Annotated in this window: 15 protein-coding genes; 9 read left to right on the forward strand and 6 right to left on the reverse strand. The window is 64.3% G+C overall.

The genetic code is table 11. The features are described from left to right. Position 1 precedes the first annotated feature (1 nt). The 4 genes from hflK to MF606_RS13415 form a co-directional block, all read right to left on the reverse strand. Positions 2–1,105, reverse strand: a complete 1,104-nt coding sequence (gene hflK, locus MF606_RS13400; RefSeq protein WP_240229840.1) for an FtsH protease activity modulator HflK — start codon at positions 1,103–1,105, stop codon at positions 2–4. 62 nt (positions 1,106–1,167) lie between these two features. After that, entirely contained in the window at positions 1,168–1,692 is a 525-nt protein-coding gene (locus MF606_RS13405) for a dihydrofolate reductase (protein ID WP_240229842.1), read from the reverse strand. Next, complete coding sequence (locus tag MF606_RS13410) at positions 1,689–2,171, reverse strand: GNAT family N-acetyltransferase (RefSeq protein WP_240229844.1); 483 nt, start codon at positions 2,169–2,171, stop codon at positions 1,689–1,691. Before MF606_RS13410 ends, MF606_RS13405 begins: the two co-directional genes overlap by 4 nt. A 21-nt stretch (positions 2,172–2,192) precedes the next feature. Then, the gene (locus tag MF606_RS13415; protein WP_240229847.1) at positions 2,193–3,197 is read right to left on the reverse strand and encodes a DUF4424 domain-containing protein; all 1,005 of its coding nucleotides are present in this window, start codon (positions 3,195–3,197) and stop codon (positions 2,193–2,195) included. A 255-nt stretch (positions 3,198–3,452) separates the two neighbouring features. On the opposite strand from MF606_RS13415, the gene MF606_RS13420 reads away from it, so the two are divergent. From MF606_RS13420 to MF606_RS13460, 9 genes are read left to right on the forward strand one after another with little or no spacing between them, the layout of a single operon-like run. After that, a complete protein-coding gene (locus tag MF606_RS13420) occupies positions 3,453–6,908 on the forward strand; it encodes an indolepyruvate ferredoxin oxidoreductase family protein (RefSeq protein ID WP_240229848.1) in 3,456 nt (1,151 codons plus the stop codon). 16 nt (positions 6,909–6,924) lie between these two features. Then, positions 6,925–8,088: an isovaleryl-CoA dehydrogenase gene (locus MF606_RS13425; RefSeq protein WP_240229849.1), complete on the forward strand. Its 1,164-nt coding sequence runs from the start codon at positions 6,925–6,927 to the stop codon at positions 8,086–8,088. A 1-nt stretch (position 8,089) separates the two neighbouring features. Further along, positions 8,090–9,697 carry a carboxyl transferase domain-containing protein gene (locus MF606_RS13430; protein ID WP_240229851.1) on the forward strand — a complete coding sequence of 536 codons (1,608 nt, stop codon included), beginning with the start codon at positions 8,090–8,092 and terminating at the stop codon, positions 9,695–9,697. A 2-nt stretch (positions 9,698–9,699) separates the two neighbouring features. Then, positions 9,700–11,667 carry an acetyl-CoA carboxylase biotin carboxylase subunit gene (locus tag MF606_RS13435; protein ID WP_240229852.1) on the forward strand — a complete coding sequence of 656 codons (1,968 nt, stop codon included), beginning with the start codon at positions 9,700–9,702 and terminating at the stop codon, positions 11,665–11,667. A 2-nt stretch (positions 11,668–11,669) separates the two neighbouring features. Then, entirely contained in the window at positions 11,670–12,527 is an 858-nt protein-coding gene (locus MF606_RS13440; RefSeq protein WP_240229854.1) for a hydroxymethylglutaryl-CoA lyase, read from the forward strand. Then, entirely contained in the window at positions 12,527–13,315 is a 789-nt protein-coding gene (locus tag MF606_RS13445) for a crotonase/enoyl-CoA hydratase family protein (protein ID WP_240229856.1), read from the forward strand. Before MF606_RS13440 ends, MF606_RS13445 begins: the two co-directional genes overlap by 1 nt. Then, positions 13,315–14,061: an electron transfer flavoprotein subunit beta/FixA family protein gene (locus MF606_RS13450; protein WP_240229857.1), complete on the forward strand. Its 747-nt coding sequence runs from the start codon at positions 13,315–13,317 to the stop codon at positions 14,059–14,061. The genes MF606_RS13445 and MF606_RS13450 overlap by 1 nt, the downstream gene beginning before the upstream one ends. Before the next feature lie 17 nt (positions 14,062–14,078). Beyond that, a complete protein-coding gene (locus MF606_RS13455) occupies positions 14,079–15,005 on the forward strand; it encodes an electron transfer flavoprotein subunit alpha/FixB family protein (RefSeq protein WP_240229859.1) in 927 nt (308 codons plus the stop codon). Between the two features lie 8 nt (positions 15,006–15,013). Continuing rightward, positions 15,014–15,469, forward strand: a complete 456-nt coding sequence (locus MF606_RS13460; RefSeq protein ID WP_240229861.1) for an Lrp/AsnC family transcriptional regulator — start codon at positions 15,014–15,016, stop codon at positions 15,467–15,469. A 123-nt stretch (positions 15,470–15,592) separates the two neighbouring features. Here MF606_RS13460 and thyA read toward each other — a convergent pair whose 3' ends face one another. Continuing rightward, positions 15,593–16,489, reverse strand: coding sequence for a thymidylate synthase (gene thyA, locus MF606_RS13465; protein ID WP_275693081.1), 897 nt, complete (start codon positions 16,487–16,489; stop codon positions 15,593–15,595). A gap of 30 nt (positions 16,490–16,519) precedes the next feature. After that, on the reverse strand, positions 16,520–17,104 hold the full coding sequence (locus tag MF606_RS13470) for a DUF1003 domain-containing protein (protein ID WP_240229863.1): 585 nt from the start codon (positions 17,102–17,104) through the stop codon (positions 16,520–16,522). Positions 17,105–17,260: the final 156 nt, after the last annotated feature.

Below are 17,260 nucleotides of genomic sequence, written 5' to 3' on the forward strand. Positions count from 1 at the left end.
CTTAGTTCCCCGCCGGCATAGTGGTCGTGGTCGAGGCGCCGGGGCGCAATTCTGGCAGCGGCAGATAGGGCACGACGCCCTGCCCATTCGCACCATTCTCGATCAGCACCTTTTGCGAGCCGCCCAGCACTTCTTCCATCGTTTCGAGGAACAGGCGCTTGCGCGTCACTTCGGGGGCATTGACGTATTCGGCATAGACGGCGTTGAAGCGCTGGGCCTCACCGGTTGCTTCCTGCACCACGCGGTTGGTGTAAGCGGCAGCGTCTTCGCGAAGGGCCGCGGCACGACCACGCGCGTCACCCAAAAGGGTATTGGCGTAGGAGCGGGCTTCTTCCTGCAGGCGATCCTCGTCTTGCTCGGCGCGCTGCACTTCGTTGAAGGCGTCCGCTACTTCGGCCGGCGGCGCGGCGTTCTCGATCGAAATCTGGCTGACGCGAACGCCCAGATTGTAGCTGTCGAGAATGGACTGGGTAATTTCCTGGACCTCGATGGCGATACCAGCGCGGTCGTCACGGAAAATATCCTGCGCCGGACGGCGTCCGACAACTTCACGCATCGCGCTTTCGGCAGCGTTGCGTACCATGTCTTCCGGATCGCGGACATTGAACAGGTAGTCGATCGGGTTCGACACCGACCACAGCGCAGCAAAGCGCACGTCGACGATATTCTGGTCACCCGAGAGCATCAGGCCGTCATCGCCGCGCGCGCCAGCGCCGGTCGCCGAACCGATCGTGGTCTGGTTCTCGGTCACAGTGACGCGCTCGACCGATTCAATCGGCCACAGATGGAAATGCAGGCCTGGCATGGACAATTCGGGTTTGGGCGCGCCAAAGCGCAGCTCGACGCCGACTTCCTGCGGATCGACGGTATAGATCGAGTTCAGCGCCCAGAACGCCACGACGGCGATGACGCCGCCAATCAGCGCCCAGCGGCCGCCGGGTACGCCACCACGAAACTGGTCGCGGCCGCGGTTGAGAATATCCTCGAGGTTGGGCGTATTGCCGCCACCCGGGCGACGCGGGCTGCCACCACCACCGGGCGCTTGCCCCCAGGGGCCGCCATTATTGTTGCGGCCACCCCCGCCTCCGTTATTCTCCCACGGCATCGCGTCCCTTTCGAATAGTTCTCATTTCGTTGTGGACTTATATAGGCAAGCGCTTCAGGCGATCAATGAGAAGAACCTTTATGCCGCTCATACACTTTGACGCGGTAGCTTGCCTCGTCCTTGGGGTTGGACGGGACATCGGGAACATCGACCACGGTCCAAATTGCCGGATCTATGGCCGGAAATCGGACATCCCCGGCCGGAGCCAGGTCGATATGGGTGATGTAGAGCCGGTCAGCGCGGTTCATGAGCTGCGCATATAGGTCGCCGCCGCCGATGATCATGATTTCGTCAACACCGTCGGCCCGGGCGATCTCGCGCGCCTTTTCTATCGCCTTGTCCACGTCGTTGAACACCAGGACACCCTCGGGCTGGTAGTCCGTTTGCCGCGTGACGACGATATTGGTTCGTCCCGGCAGCGGCTTGCCCACTGTCTCATATTGCTTGCGACCCATGATAATGGGTTTGCCCAACGTCGTTCGTTTGAAATAGGCGAAGTCTGACGGGATGCGCCAGGGAATGGTCTGGTCGCTGCCGATGACGCCATTCTCGGCGACCCCGGCGATCATGGCGATCTTGACGGTCATGATGCCCCCAGCTTCAGCAGGTCATCGCCATCGACCCGCACCTTGGTCCATTCGTCCTGCATCACGCCGCCTTGCGACTTGTAGAATTCAATGCTCGGCTCGTTCCAGTCGAGCACCCACCATTCAAAGCGCCCTAGCCCCTCGGCCACGCACCGTTGCGCCAGGTTGACCAGCAGCGCCTTGCCGATCCCCTTGCCCCGCATGCTGGGGTCGACGAACAGGTCTTCGAGCCAAATGCCATGTCGGCCCTGGAAGGTCGAGTAGGTGTAGAACCACAATGTGAAACCGACCGGCTTGCCCTCCCATTCGGCGATCTCGCAAAACACCTTAGGTTCGGGACCGAACAGGTCACGTACAATGTCGGCCTCATCAGCCTTGGCCTCGTGGCTGAGCTTCTCGTAAGCGGCCAGCGCTGCGATGAAGTCGATGATGACCGCGGCGTCGGCTGCGGTGGCGGAGCGGATGGTCGGTGCTGTCATGTTTGGCTCGGAAGTGCGGTCCTATTCACTGGGCTGCCGCTCGAGAATGAGGATTTCCAGTTCCTTCTCCGGCCAGAAGTCTTCCTTGACCATTTCGAAGGTCGTCGGGCCGGTCTTCTTGATGTCATCGCCGCAGAAGGAAACCAGGTTCTCGGTGCTGCCCTTGTCGACGACCAGCCGGAATTTCTCGATGCTGCCACCGCCCCAATTGCCGCCGGTGGTGAGGATGTAGGAAATCCAGCTTTCGTAGAAGGGCGCCGACCAGGGCTCATCCGGATTGGTCAGGGTAGCGCGCACCGCGCTGATAAAGCCATCATCCGTGCAATACTTGGTTCGGTACTCCGCCGCCGGATCGTAACCCTCATAGGGTTCGCTCAGGAAGCTCACGCCCACAGTGCCGCCAACGCTCGGCTTGTAGCGGTGCTCGACCGTCACCGTTTTGCCGGCCGGGAAATGGCCTTCCCACGTATAGGTGGCCTTATAGGTCCATGCGGGCCAATAGTGCTTTTCCCAGCCTTCGCCGGCATCGAATTCATCAGGCGTCAGCATGCCCAGATGCAGCAGCTCCGCCGTCGTTTCATCGTCGAGCGCATCGGTAGCCTCGCTAGCCGCCTCCGAAATCGGCACCAGCGGCAAGCCGAGCTGCTTGATCAGCTTGGTGCGATCGACACCGAACGCGTAGGCATATTCATGCAGGGTCGCATCGACCTTCTGGCCGTCCAGCGTAGTCTCGAACTCGAACAGATTGTCGTCCGGCCCCATCGGAAAGGCGACCGGCGACCAAAAATTCGGCACGATATCCGGCATCGGAAAAGCCACGAGGATGTTCTGGTCCTCGGTCCCGTCATTGCGGAACTTGTAGACCACGCGGATTTCATCCTTGGAGATGAAGAGTTCTTCGCTCTCCATCACGATGTCGGTGCTGGTGATGAACTCCAGCCCGCCCGTAGTCAGCACAGCCGACGTATCGTTGGCGAAAGCCGGTGCAGCTATCAGCAGCAGCGCTGCGGCCAGTTGAGCCTTCATTCCATCCTCCCGGTGATCAGCGTCATGTCATCTACCACGACGTCATGACCGAGAAAGCCGGAATCGTCCCGCCGCAGTTTGTTGGGCACGGTGCATATCCCACGACGCGCGCAACGCACATCCCGACGCACTCAAGACATCCATCCTAACATGAAGGCTGATAGACGGACGCCATCCTATTTCGGGGTCAGTTGGCCCTGCGGATAGTGAAATGCTCCTATGCGGTCCGTGCCAATCTTGCCTCGGGAGGACGGCATGACGGCAAAGGTGATTTCACTGGATGACCGCTACTCGGCAACCGAGGGTCGGGTGTTCATGTCCGGCCTTCAGGCTCTGGTGCGTTTGCCCATGGCGCAGATGCGCCGCGACCGCGCGGCCGGGCTCGATACCGGCGCGCTAATCTCGGGTTACCGGGGCTCCCCGCTCGGCGGCTACGACCAGCAGGTGATGGCCGCGCGCAAACACCTCGATCCGCTCGACATCCATTTCCAGGCCGGCCTCAACGAAGACCTCGCCGCCGCCGCCATCTGGGGTAGCCAGCAGCTGCACCTCTCCCCCGGTGCGCGCAAGCAGGGCGTGGTCGGCTTCTGGTACGGCAAGGGACCGGGCGTCGATCGTTCGGGCGACGTGCTCAAGCACGCCAATGCCGCAGGCACCTCGCAACATGGTGGTGTTCTGGCCTTTGCCGGCGACGACCATTCGGCCAAGTCCTCGTCCATTCCCCATCAATCCGACCATGCCTTCATGTCGGCGCTGATGCCGGTGCTCTACCCGTCCTCGATCCACGAATTCCTCGAAATGGGCCTGCTTGGCGTTGCCATGTCGCGCTATTCGGGTTGCTGGGTGGGAATGAAGTTCATCTCGGACACGGTGGAAACTACCGCCTCGGTGGACCTGGCCGGTGAGCACCGCCAGTTCGTGCTGCCGGATGATTTCGAGATGCCCCCCGGCGGTCTCAATCTGCGCTGGCCCGACCCGCCCATGGTGCAGGACGATCGCCTGCAGAACTACAAGGGCTACGCCGCCATCGCCTTCGCCCGCGCTAACAAGGTGGACCAGGTCGTCCTCGACACCCCCAATGCACGCTTCGGCATCGTCGCGTCGGGCAAGGCTTATGAAGACGTCCTGCAGGCGCTCAAGGAGCTCGAGATCGGGCCCGAGGAAGCCAGGGCCATCGGCCTGCGGCTCTACAAGGTCCGCATGCCCTGGCCGCTGGAGCCCGAGGGTATCCGGCACTTCTCCGAGGGTCTCGAAGAGGTCCTGATCGTCGAGGAACGCCGCGAGATCATCGAGAACCAGATCAAGCAGCAGCTCTTCAACTGGCGCGCCGACGTGCGCCCGCGCATCATCGGCAAGCTCGACGACAAGGACCATCACGTCCTGCCGCTCTCTGAGTCACTCACCGTCGGTACGGTGGCCCGCGCCATCGCCGGCCGGCTGCTGCAATTCGGCTTCGATGCCAGCCTCAAGGCCAAGATCGCGACCGAGCTCGACTACCTCGAAAAGCGCCACGCGCTGACCCAGCATCACGTCGCCCCGCTGATCCGCACGCCCTATTACTGCTCGGGCTGCCCGCACAACACCTCGACCCGCGTGCCCGAGGGCAGCCGGGCGGCCGTCGGCATCGGCTGTCACTACATGGTGCAGTGGATGGACCGGCGCTCGGAAACCTTCTCGCATATGGGCGGCGAGGGCATACCGTGGACCGGCATGTCGCATTTCACCGACGAAAAGCACATGTTCGTCAATCTGGGCGACGGCACCTACTTCCACTCGGGCATTCTCGCCATCCGCCAAGCCGTCTCGTCCGGCGCCAACATCACCTACAAACTGCTCTACAACGACGCCGTGGCCATGACCGGCGGCCAGCATGTCGACGGCAACCTGACCCCGCAGCAGGTGACGCACCAGCTCCATCAGGAGGGCGTCAAGCCGATCTACTTCCTCACCGATAAACCCGATGTCTACGAGCTGAGCGAGCTGGCGCCGGGCGTGATCCTCAAGCACCGCGACTTCATCGACGCCGTAATGGAAGAGGTCCGCGAGCTGCCCGGCTGCTCGGCCATCGTCTACGAACAGACCTGCGCCGCCGAACTGCGCCGCCGCCGCAAGCGCGGCATCGCCGTCGAGCCCGACAAGCGCGTCTATATCGAACCCTCGGTCTGCGAAGGTTGTGGCGATTGCTCGGTGCAATCCAACTGCATTTCGGTTGAGCCACTGGAAACCGCCCTCGGCCGCAAGCGGGTGATCAACCAGTCCAGCTGCAACAAGGACTTCTCCTGCCTCAAGGGCTTCTGCCCCTCCTTCGTCACCATACATGGCGGCGCCCTGCGCAAGCGTGCCCCAGTCGCCGCCTTCGATGCCTCAAGCCTGCCCGAACCGCATGTTCCAGCGCTGACGGCAAAACCCTGGAACATCGCGATAACCGGCGTCGGCGGCACGGGCGTGCTCACTATCGGTGCACTGCTCGGCATGGCCGCGCATATCGACGGCAAGGGCGCCATGGTGCTCGATATGGCCGGCCTGGCGCAGAAAGGCGGCGCCGTTCTCAGCCATATCCGCCTGGGAGCAACCCCGCAGGATGTGAGCTCCCCGCGCATCGTCACCGGCGGCGCCGACCTGCTGCTGGCCGCCGACGACGTGGTGGCCGTCTCCAAGGACGGCGCCCAGCTCTGCGACCCGGCCCGCACCCAGGGCGTGGTCAACACCCACCTCGCCCCCATCGCCGATTTCGTGCGCAAGCGCGACCTCGACTTCAAGACCGCCGAAGTCGAGACCACCCTGCGCCGGCAGCTTCGCTCATCCGAACACTTCGTCAATTTCACCGCCATTGCCGAAGCCGTGGCCGGCGACGCCGTCGCCACCAACGTCATGATGCTCGGCTATGCCTGGCAGCAGGGCCTGGTGCCGCTGAGCCGGGAAAGCATCACCGAGGCAATCCGGTTGAACAAGGTCGCCATCGACGCCAACCTCGCCGCCTTCGACTGGGGCCGCCGCATCGCTGCCGACCGCGCCAGCGTGGAGGCAGCCATCGCCGAACCGCCCAAGCCACCCGTGCTTGCGGACATGACCCTCGACCAGCTCATCACCCACCGCGCCCGGCATTTGACCGACTATCAGGATGCCGCGCTGGCGCAGAAATATCGCACGGCAGTTGAACGGGTACGCAGCGCCGCAGGCGACAAAGTTGCCCGCACGGTGGCGCAAACCTATGCGCGGCTCCTCGCCTACAAGGACGAATACGAAGTCGCCCGGCTCTATACCCGCCCAGAATTCCTGGCCGGCCTCGAGGCCCAATTCGACGGCAACTATCGTCTGGAGTTCAACCTGGCGCCGCCCCTCCTGCCCGGCAAGGCTGCCAATGGCCGGCCGCAGAAGCGCAAATTCGGCCGCTGGATGCTGCCCGTCCTTCGCGTCCTCGCCAGCGCGCGAGGACTACGCGGAACGCCGCTCGACATCTTCGGCATCAGCCATGATCGCAAGCTCGAGCGCGCGCTGATCACTGAATACGAGACTTTGCTGGACCAGGTTCTAGCCGGCTTCGACCGCCGCCAAACCGACCTCGCCACCCAGCTGCTGAGCCTGCATGATCAGGTGCGCGGCTACGGCCCGGTCAAGGCTGAGGCTGCGGAAAAAGCCAGGGCGCGCGCCGCCCAGCTCCTGGCGCAATACCAATCGCCATCGCCGGTCCCGGCCATGGCCGCTGAATGAGTGAGTGGGAGATTTCATGTTCACGACCGGAATGAACTTTGGGCTGGGCGAGGAAATCGAGGCGATCCGGGCCACCGTCATCCGCTGGGCACAGCTGCGCCTCGCGCCGCGCGCCGCCGAGATCGATGAGACCAATACCTTCGCCCGCGACCTCTGGCCGGAGCTGGGCGAAATGGGCCTCCTGGGCATGACCGCCGACCCCGAATATGGCGGCTCGGGCATGGGCTACGTCGCCCATGTGGTGGCCGTCGAAGAGGTATCCCGCGCCTCGGCCTCGATGGGGCTGAGCTACGGCGCGCACTCCAATCTCGCGGTCAACCAGATCAGCCGGCACGGCACCGAGGCGCAGAAGCGGAAGTACCTGCCACCGCTATGCTCGGGTGAGCATGTGGGAGCCTTGGCCATGTCGGAGCCCGGAGCCGGCTCGGACGTGGTTTCGATGCGCCTCGCCGCCGTCAAGAAGGGTGACCGCTACATCCTCAACGGCACCAAGATGTGGATCACCAACGGTCCCGATGCCGAAACGCTGATCGTCTATGCCAAGACCGATCCAGACGCCGGCGCCAAGGGCATTACCGCCTTCATCGTTGAGAAGGATTTCCCCGGCTTCAGCACCGCCCAGAAGCTCGACAAGCTGGGCATGCGCGGCTGCAACACCTGCGAATTGGTCTTTAGAGATTGCGAAGTGCCCGAGGAGAACGTGCTCGGCGCAGTCGGCGGTGGTGCCAAGGTGCTGATGAGCGGCCTCGACTACGAGCGCGTCGTGCTGTCAGGCGGCCCGCTCGGCATCATGGCGGCGGTGATGGATCTGGTCATCCCATACGTGCATGAGCGCAAGCAGTTCGGCCAGGCCATCGGCGAGTTCCAGCTGATGCAGGGCAAGCTGGCCGACATGTACACCACCTTCTCGGCCTGCCGCGCCTATGTCTATGCGGTGGCCGCTGCTTGTGATCGCGGCGAAACCACCCGCAAGGACGCCGCTGGTTGCATTCTTTATTCGGCCGAGAAGGCGACACAGCTCGCGCTCGAGGCCATCCAGACCCTGGGCGGCAATGGTTATATCAACGAGTACCCGGCCGGCCGCCTGCTGCGTGATGCCAAACTCTACGAGATTGGGGCTGGCACGTCTGAAATCCGGCGTATGCTGATCGGACGGGAACTGTTCGCAGAGGCACGCTGACATGGCGGTCATCAAGTCGTCGATCACCCGGCGCAGCGGGGGCTTCGATGCCAATGCCGCAGCCATGGCGGCAGCGCTCGACCAGGTCGCAGCGGCGGCCGACACCGCCATGGCCGGCGGCGGCCAGGCCGCACGCGATCGCCATGTGGCGCGTGGCAAGCTCCTGCCGCGCCAGCGCATCGATGCCTTGCTTGATCCCGGCTCGCCCTTCCTCGAAGTCGGTCTCTTTGCCGCCCACGGCATGTACGACGGCGCCTCGCCCGCCGCTGGGGCCATCGCCGGCATTGGACGGGTCGAAGGCCGCGAAGTCATGGTGGTCTGCAACGACGCGACCGTGAAGGGCGGCACCTACTATCCGCTGACGGTCAAAAAGCACCTGCGCGCGCAGGAAATTGCCGCCGAAAACGAGCTGCCCTGCGTCTATCTCGTGGATTCGGGCGGCGCCAACCTACCCAGCCAGGACGAGGTATTTCCCGACAAGGAGCATTTCGGCCGCATCTTTTTCAACCAGGCCAACATGTCGGCACGCGGCATCGCCCAGATCGCTGTCGTGATGGGCTCCTGCACCGCCGGCGGTGCCTACGTGCCCGCCATGTCCGACGAAGCTATCATCGTCAAGGATCAGGGCACCATCTTCCTCGCCGGCCCGCCCCTGGTCCGCGCCGCAACCGGCGAGATCGTGACCGCTGAGGAGCTCGGCGGCGGCGATGTCCACACCCGCCTCTCCGGCGTGGCCGACCATCTTGCCCGCGACGACGCCCACGCCCTGGCGCTGGCTCGCCGGGCGGTGGCGAACCTCAATGGCGGCAAGCGGGCGCACATGCAGCTCGAAACGCCGGAAGCTCCGCTCTACGACCCCGACGAAATATCAGGCATCGTCCCCGCCGATCCCCGCACCCCTTATGATATCAGAGAAGTCATCGCCCGCGTTGTCGATGGCTCGCGCTTCGACGAGTTCAAAGCCCGCTACGGCACCACATTGGTCTGCGGCTTCGCCCATATCCACGGCATGCCAGTCGGCATCATCGCCAATAACGGCGTGCTGTTCTCCGAAAGCGCGCTCAAGGGCGCCCATTTCGTCGAGCTCTGCTCGCAGCGGAAAGTCCCGCTGGTGTTCCTGCAGAACATTACCGGCTTCATGGTCGGCAAGCGCTATGAGGCCGGCGGCATCGCCAAGGATGGCGCCAAGCTCGTGACCGCGGTCGCCACAACGCAGGTGCCAAAGATCACCATGCTGGTCGGCGGCTCGTTCGGCGCTGGCAATTACGGCATGGCCGGCCGCGCCTATAGCCCGCGCTTTCTCTGGACCTGGCCCAATTCGCGCATCTCGGTCATGGGCGGCGAACAGGCCGCAGGCGTGCTCGCCATGGTCAAGCGCGACAGCCTCGAGCGGTCAGGCAAGAGCTGGAGCGACGACGAGGAAGCCGCCTTCAGGGCCCCCGTCATTGCTCAGTTCGAAGAGCAGAGCCATCCGCTCTACGCCTCGGCCCGCCTCTGGGACGACGGCATTGTCGATCCGCGAAAAACCCGGGACATTCTGGGCTTAAGCCTCTCGGCTACCCTCAACGCGCCCATCTCCGAAACCCGCTTCGGCCTCTTCAGGATGTGATGATGTTCCAGACCATCCTGATCGCCAATCGCGGCGAAATAGCCTGCCGCGTGATCCGCACCGCAAAACGTCTCGGCATCCGCACGGTCGCCGTCTATTCCGACGCCGAGGCCGGCGCGCTGCACGTAACCATGGCCGACGAGGCGCACCGGATCGGGCCCGCGCCGGTGAGCGAAAGCTACCTGCGCGGCGACGCGATCATCGCCGCCGCACTCGCCAGCGGCGCACAGGCCATTCACCCCGGCTACGGATTCCTGTCGGAAAACGCGGAGTTTGCCGAGGCCGTCGCTGTCGCGGGCCTCACCTTCATCGGCCCCTCCCCGTCAGCCATCCGCGCCATGGGCCTCAAGGACGCGGCCAAGGCATTGATGGAACAGGCGGGCGTGCCGGTGGTCCCCGGCTACCACGGCGCTAGCCAGGACCCCGCCGTGCTGGCCGCGGAAGCCGCGCGCATCGGCTATCCCGTCCTGATCAAGGCACGCGCCGGCGGCGGCGGCAAAGGCATGCGCCGGGTCGATGATCCCCGCGACTTCGCCGAAGCCCTGGCTGGCGCCCAGCGCGAGGGGCTGGCCAGCTTCGGCGACGGCCACTGCCTCATCGAAACCTACGTCGCCCGCCCGCGCCACATCGAAGTGCAGGTCTTCGGCGATAGCCACGGCAATGCCGTACACCTCTTCGAGCGCGACTGCTCGCTGCAACGCCGCCACCAGAAGGTCATCGAGGAGGCCCCCGCGCCCGGCATGACGCCTGAGATGCGATCGGCAATGGGCGAAGCGGCCGTCAAGGCCGCCAAGGCCATCGGCTATGCGGGCGCCGGCACAGTGGAATTCATCGTCGACGCCAGCGATGGCCTGCGGCCCGACCGCTTCTACTTCATGGAAATGAACACGCGACTGCAGGTGGAACACCCGGTGACCGAGTTCATCACCGGGCTCGACCTGGTGGAACTGCAACTGCGCGTCGCCGCCGGCGAAGAACTGTCATTCACCCAGGACGATCTCAAGATCGACGGCTGGGCTTTCGAGGCGCGCCTCTACGCCGAGGACGCCGCCAAGGGCTTCCTGCCCGCCATCGGCACCCTTGGCCACCTGCGCCTGCCGCAGACCGAAGGCCCGGTCCGTGTCGATAGCGGGGTGCGGCAGGGCGACGCCATTACCCCATATTACGATCCGATGATCGCCAAGCTGATCGTGCACGGACCGGATCGCGCCACCGCTCTCGCCCGGCTGCGCGCCGCGCTGACCGAGTGCCAGATTGCGGGCACCGTCACCAATCTGGCCTTCCTCTCAGCTCTCGCCGCCGATCCGGACCTCGCTTCCGGCGATGTCGATACTGGCCTGATCGCTCGCAAGCAGGAAGCGCTGACGGCTCAACCCGACCTGCCCGACGCGGCCATCGCCCTCGCGACCCTGACCGCGCTTGGCCTCCCCGGCTCACCCGACCCCAACCCCTGGGGTGCCCGCCACGGCTGGCGCGCTTGGGGCAATGCCACCCACACCATAACGCTTCACGGCGAAACGCCCCTGCCCGCATCCGTGACGCCGACCCCCGCCGCCTACGAGATCGAGGTACGCGACCACCGCTTCTCGGTGACCATACCGTCCCCTGGACGGCTGAGCCTCAATGGCACCCTGATTGCCGCCGAAGCCATCCGCCTCGGCAACATCATCACCGTCTTCACTGGCAATGCGAGCTTCACCTTCGCACTCCACGATCCCCTAGACGGCGAGGCCGAAAACGAGGACGCCGCCGACCACGTCCTGTCGCCCATGCCCGGCGCCGTCCGCGCCGTGCTCGCCGAGCCGGGTCAAGCGGTGACCCAGGGCCAAGCGCTGATCGTGCTCGAAGCCATGAAGATGGAATATACCCTGCGCGCGCCACGTGACGGCCAGATAGCGGAGTTGCTGGTCGGCATCGGCGATCAGGTCGACCAGGGCGCCCTGCTGGTCAACCTCAAGCCGGAGGCGTGAGCATGGCGGACCGCGTCACCATCTACGAGGTCAGCCCGCGCGACGGATTGCAAAGCCAGAACCGGCTGATCGCGACGGAAGACAAGATCAGGCTGATCGACCTGCTTTCCGATTGCGGCCTGACACGGATCGAGGTGGCAAGCTTCGTCTCGCCCAAGCTCGTGCCCCAGATGGCCGACGGCGCCGAAGTACTCGCAGGCATCAAGCGCCGCTCCGGCGTCGTCTACGCCGCCCTAACCCCGAACATGCGCGGCTACGAAGCAGCTCGCGCCGCCGGCGCTAGCGAGGTCGCCGTCTTCGCCTCCGCATCCGAAGGCTTCTCGCGCGCCAATATCAATGCCACCATAGCCGAAAGCCTCGAACGCTTCCGGCCCGTCGCTGCCGCAGCTGTTGCCCATGGCCTGCCGGTGCGCGGGTATGTCTCCTGCGTTACCGATTGTCCGTATGACGGTCCCACCCCGCCCGCCAAGGTCGCTCGCGTCGCCGAGGCTCTGCTCGCCATCGGCTGCCACGAAATCTCGCTCGGCGACACTATCGGCGCCGCCGTGCCGGAAACCACCACCGCCATGCTCCGCGCCGTGCTCGGCATCGCGCCTGCCACCCGCTTTGCCGGGCACTTCCACGACACACGCGGACGCGCACTCGACAATATCGCCGTCTGCCTCGATCGCGGCCTCACCGTTTTTGACGCATCGGCCGGCGGCCTTGGCGGCTGCCCCTTCGCCCCCGGCGCCAGTGGCAATGTGGCGACCGAGGCCGTGGTCGAAATGCTCCACGGGCGCGGCTTCGACACCGGGCTGGATACTGCAAAACTGGTCGACGCGGCCCGCTTCGCCCGCAGCCTGCGCGAGGTGAACTGATGGCGTTTTCCACCCTGCTGTTCGAAACCGATAGTCGCGGCGTCGCGACGCTGACGCTCAACCGACCTGAGCGCCATAACGCCCTCGACGGCACGATGATCGCCGAATTGCAGCAAGTCGCCAGCATGCTGGCAGCAGATCCAGCCGTGCGGGTGGTGATCTTGAGCGGTGCTGGCGTCAGCTTCTGCGCCGGCGGCGACCTCGACTGGATGCGTCGCCAGATGGACGCCACCCGCGCCGACCGCATCGCCCAGGCCCGCCTGCTCGCCGAAATGCTGAGCGCACTCAACACCCTACCCAAGCCACTAATCGGCAAGGCGCAAGGCGCAGCCTATGGCGGCGGCATCGGCCTCCTGTGTGTTTGTGACATCGCCATAGCCACCGACTCCGCCCGTTTCGGCCTCACCGAAACCCGCCTCGGCCTGATCCCAGCCACCATAAGCCCCTATGTACTGGCACGGTTAGGCGAGGCAGTGGCCCGCCGCGTATTCATGTCGGCCCGGCTGTTCGATGCGGCCGAGGCTGTCACGCTGGGTGTTGTTGCGCGGGCCGTGCCCGCGGGTGAACTCGACGCCGCTGTGGAGGCCGAAGTCCGGCCCTATCTCGCCGCCGCGCCTGGGGCCGTAGCCCGCGCCAAGGCGCTGGCGCGGCGGCTCGGCCCGCCGATCGATGCTGACGTCATCGACGCCACCATAACCGCCCTGGCCGACGCCTGGGAGACCGACGAGGCCCGCGAGGGCGTTGAATCATTCTTTGAAAAGCGCAAACCTAACTGGCTGAAATCGTGATGAAAATCCTGGTCCCCGTCAAACGCGTAGTCGATTTCAACGTCCGCATCCGGGTCAAGCCCGATGGATCGGGCGTCGACCTGAACAACGTGAAAATGGCGATGAACCCCTTCGACGAAATCGCGCTTGAAGAGGCAGTGCGCCTGGTAGAAGCCGGCACCGCAACCGAAGTTATAGCCGTGACCATCGGTCCAGCCGTTGCGCAGGACGTGCTGCGGACGGCGCTGGCAATGGGCGCCACGCGCGCAATTCTGGTCACCACCGATATTGCCCCCGAACCGCTGGCCGTGGCCAAAATCCTGACCCGGGTCGCCCGTGACGAAAGCGTCGACCTCGTGCTCCTCGGCAAGCAGGCGATCGACGACGACGCCAACCAGACCGGCCAGATGTTGGCCGCTCTGCTCGATTGGCCCCAGGCAACCTTTGCCTCCGAAGTCACCGTCGCCGGCGAAGCAATCCGCGTCACCCGCGAGGTCGACGGCGGCACGCAAACGCTGGAGCTGACGCTGCCGGCAGTGGTGAGCGCCGATCTCCGGCTCAACCAGCCGCGCTTTGTCAGTCTGCCCAATATCCTCAAGGCCCGGAGCAAGCCTTTGAGCCAGATTGATTCCGCGACGCTTGGCCTCGACCTCGCCCCGCGCCTCAAGGTGCAGCGCACCGAAGAACCGCCTGCCCGCAAAGCCGGCGCCACCCTGGCGTCGGTCGATGAGCTCATCGACAGGCTGCGAGCCCAGGCCATATTGTAACCGAACGGAGGCAGCGCATGACCACTCTCCTGCTCGCCGAGCATGACGGCACACACCTGTCGCCCGATACTGCCCGCGCCGTCAGCGCCCTGGCTGGGTTGGGCGATATTCACCTGCTCGTCGCCGGTAACGCCGTCGGCGACATCGCCGCGGCAGCGTCTCGTCTCACTGGCGTCGGCAAGGTCCTTCATTCCGATGGAGCTTCGCTCGCACATCACCTCGCTGAGCCGCTCACCGCGCTCATCACGTCCTTGGCTGGCAATTACGAGGTCATCGCCGCGGCAGCGTCGAGCACCGGCAAAAGCACGATGCCACGGGTGGCCGCGCTGCTCGACGTGATGCAGGTATCCGACGTGATCGCTATCGACGGACCCCGCACCTTCAAGCGGCCAATCTATGCCGGCAACGCCATCCAGACCGTAGAAACCACGGACAGCAAGATCGTCCTGACTGTCCGCACACCGCTGTTCGAACCAGCGCCGGAGGCCGGAAATGCCCCCATCGAGTCGGTTGCGGCGCCAGGATGGAGTGGCCGAACCCGACACGTCGAAACACAGAAGACCGTCAGCGATCGGCCCGAACTGGGTGCCGCCCGCGTGGTCGTATCGGGCGGCCGTGCCCTCGGTAGCAAGGACCAGTTCGACGCGGTTCTCGGTCCCCTCGCCGAAAAACTCAACGCGGCGCTTGGCGCCTCGCGCGCCGCGGTCGATGCCGGCTATGCCGCCAATGACCTGCAGGTAGGGCAGACCGGCAAGGTCGTCGCGCCCGACCTCTACATTGCCTGCGGCATCTCCGGGGCCATCCAGCACGTGGCGGGCATAAAGGCCGCAAAGGTGATCGTGGCGATCAACTCCGATCCCAATGCCCCCATATTCGCGCTGGCCGATTATGGGCTGGTCGGCGATATCTTTACCCTGGTGCCGGAGCTGACGGCCAAACTCTAGGGGACGGCATGGTCGACGCGATTGATCTCAAGATCCTGCGGGTATTGCAGCAGGAGCCGGACATTCCGATGACCGAGCTGGGCATGCGGGTGGGCCTCAGCCACACGCCCTGCTGGCGACGCATCAAGCAGATGGAGGCCCAGGGTGTTATCCGCGGCCGCGCGCTCCTGCTCGATCCGGCCCAGGTCGAGCTGGATGTCTCGGTCATCTGCTTCGTCAAGCTCAACCACCACGACGAAGACGCCCTCAATGCCTTTGAGGCCGAAGTGATGCGACTGCCCTTCGTGGTGCAGTGCTATTCGATGTCGGGTGAACATGACTACCTGCTGCGCGTGGTGTCACGCGACGTCAAGCACTACGAGGAATTCGTCAAGCGCTCGCTACTCCACCTGCCCAGCGTCGCCTTCGTCAATTCGAGCTTCGCCTTGCGCGAGGTCAAGAACGTGACGGTGCTACCGGTTTAAGCGCGTCAAACCACGGTGTCATTCCCGCGAAAGCGGGAATCCCCTTTCGAAGCGTGGTGCAGATGGGAGATTCCCGCTTTCGCGGGAAAGGCACCGTCGTGGTGGCGCGTTTCAAGCAAGAGCCTAAACGGCCACGTCCGCCTTGATGGCGTCGTGCGGGGCGTATCCCTCCACCGCGAAGTCGTCGATCGTATACTCGTCTATGCTCGCTGCCCGCCGTGCCAGCGTCATCGTCGGCAGGTCGCGCGGCTCACGCGAAATCTGCAGCTTCGCCTGCTCAAAATGGTTGAGGTAAAGGTGGGTATCGCCTGAGAACCATACGAATTCTCCCAGGTCGAGCCCGGCCTGCTGGGCAATCATATATTGCAGGGCGACGCAGCCGACATAGTTGAACGGCGCCCCCAGCAGCAGGTCGCATGACCGCTGATACATCATGCAGCTCAGCTTGTTATCCGAGGTGACATAATACTGGTAGACCATGTGGCAGGGCGGCAGTGCCATCGAGCCGATTTCCGGTACGTTCCAGGCATGGAACAGCATGCGGCGGCTGGTCGGATTGGTCTTGAGCGTGTGAATCAGGCCGGCGATCTGGTCATGCTCGCGCCCGTCCGCCCCCAGCCAGCGCCGCCATTGCTTGCCATAGACCGGCCCCAACTCGCCCCATTTGGCGGCAAAGGCGTCATCCTCAGCAATACGGCTCTCGAAGGCTTCCTGTGAAATCGCCTCGCCCGTGGCCTTCTGATATGCCGCCAATGGCCAGTCGGTCCAAATCCGCACATTGTCGCGAATGAGCGGCTGGATATTGGTGCCGCCGGTCAGGAACCACAGCATCTCCTTGACCGCCGTTTTCCAATAGACGCGTTTGGTGGTCAGGATCGGGACCTGTCCGCGGGACAAGTCGAAGCGAACCGACGCGCCGAAGATGGATTTCGTGCCGACGCCGGTCCGATCGACGCGCTGATCCCCATGCTCGAGAATGGCGGACATGAGGTCCAGATATTGAAGTTCCGGGTGGCGCACCGATGGCCTCCTGATAGCCGAACAACCAGCCTACTTCGATTCGCCCTTCGCCGCCGCCGTGGCGATGTGGCTTTCCACGAGGCGGGTCAGCAGGTCGATCTGCTCCTGCTGCTTGGCGATGAGCTGCTTGAGGTCGTCATTGCGGATCTGATCCACCTTATCGTGCAGCGCCATGATCTCGATCTCGGCCTTAAGGTTGCATTCGTAGTCGTGGCTGGTCACCAGCCGATCCTTCGCCGCCTGACGGTTCTGGCTCATCATGATCACCGGCGCCTGGACAGCCGCCAGCATGGACAGCAACAGGTTGAGAAAGATGAAGGGATACGGGTCCGGCGCCTCGCCGCGTAGCAGCAGGTTGCCGAGCACCCAGGCTGCCAGCGCGATGCCGAAGCTGATGAGGAAGGTCCATGAACCACCAAAGGCGGCCACGCCATCTGCCAGTCGCTGCCCTAATGTCGACTTCTCATCGAAGACCGTGCTGGTGTCGCGCGATAGCGCTTTCTTGCCGATGGCTTGCTCCAGCACCTGTCGTTCGCTCTGGGTCAGAGCTTTCTCGCCCTTGCCCAGGAACCTCTCGGCGGCGGTGATCAGTATTTCGCTCGAAGTGTCGGTCATGATTGGCTCGCTCGCAATGTCCGCCCAGCCTACAACCATTCGCGCGTTGCGACGCTACGATGGAACCGGACGGGCGGGAAACAGTTGATGAGGTAATAGAATACCTCTCCCTATCCTGACAGCGGGCGTCAGCGCCGTGACGCTAGCTAGGCTCCA

This window comes from Devosia lacusdianchii (assembly GCF_022429625.1).
Lineage (GTDB): Bacteria > Pseudomonadota > Alphaproteobacteria > Rhizobiales > Devosiaceae > Devosia > Devosia lacusdianchii.